Below are 1,195 nucleotides of genomic sequence, written 5' to 3'. Positions count from 1 at the left end.
GAAATGGATTCTCACTCCCGGCATCTCCTTTTTTGCATAGGTTAACAATTTATCAATTTCTTTCTCAGAGGGTGGCCCGTGGTTATCTCCGGTCATTTGCATGGCCAGATAATTCCTGCTTGGCCAATTTTTGGTGGGTTTAATATCAGAACCGTACAAAGCCGTGTAGTTACACAATATCTTCGAGCCATCGGCACCTTCCCACCAGAAAAGCTCAGGAAATCTTGGGTACTGGCTTGCCGGATTACAGCCTAATTGCAAGAATTTTATGCCTGCATGATTCAGTAAAGTAGGCAATACCCAGGAATGGCTTGGCACATCAGTCATTTTCGCGCTGATGGTTAGTGGAAGTCCGTAAGTTCTGTTAATTTGTGATGAATAACCAAGTCCGCGGACCAGATCTTCATAATCCAATGATTCGGTATGGGTGGTAAATGGAAGTCCGTGTACCACAATTGTCCCATCTTTGATCGCTTTTCCTATCCTTGCTTTACGATCAGCATCTTGCAAAGGGCCCAATATCTGAGCCTGTAATGGCCAGCCAGGAACCGTCCATGCAAATTGCTTTTCTTTGGGCTGGGTTGTGTTTTTTTCTATTACACCTAAAGCTTTATCCATCATCTCTTCCCGGTAACGTTTAAAAACATTTTCGGGCAGATCAGTGAAGCCTAAATCAAAGTGGGTTTTAAATACCACCCACACATCCGTTACCTTCGAAATTTCCTGATTATTTTTCTTCTGATCTTGAGCAACTGCGATTGTTGTGAATAACATCACAACAAAAAGCATCTGTATTTTTTGTTTCATAAAAGCTTAACTGTTATATCAAACACATTTTATAATTTAAGAACATGCCCTTCTTATTTACAATATCTCTCTTTCAGTAACTGCATCATATACAAATTGATATCCCACTGATTGGCTACTGGCATATTGGTTGTGGGTAAATGCACCATATATGGAGCAGGACCAAATTCAGTGGTAATTGTTAACACCTCCTGTTTACCATCCTGATATGCTTTTACAATGGCATCCCACCAGTTCAAATGAACATTCAATTCGGTTGTAAACTCTGGCAAGCGCGGATCTATTACCTGTGCACTCTGCGAATGGCCTACTCTTGAATGGAGAAAACTCTGGCAAGCGCGGATCTATTACCTGTGCACTCTGCGAATGGCCTACTCTTGAATGGAGA

The 1,195-nt window shown here is 41.7% G+C and carries 2 protein-coding genes; both read right to left on the bottom strand.

All coding sequences use genetic code 11. The features are described from left to right. Positions 1-807: glycoside hydrolase family 38 N-terminal domain-containing protein (locus AC1DPQ_RS28265; protein WP_477611646.1), on the bottom strand; the 807-nt coding region annotated here is incomplete at its 3' end. Positions 808-860: 53 nt separating this feature from the next. Beyond that, entirely contained in the window at positions 861-1,079 is a 219-nt protein-coding gene (locus AC1DPQ_RS28260; protein WP_477611645.1) for a hypothetical protein, read from the bottom strand. Positions 1,080-1,195: the final 116 nt, after the last annotated feature.

Source organism: Pedobacter sp. 01T416_2 (assembly GCF_056398925.1).
The sequence above is the reverse complement of the archived record's forward strand: the minus strand, read 5'-3'. Positions and strand labels throughout refer to the sequence as shown.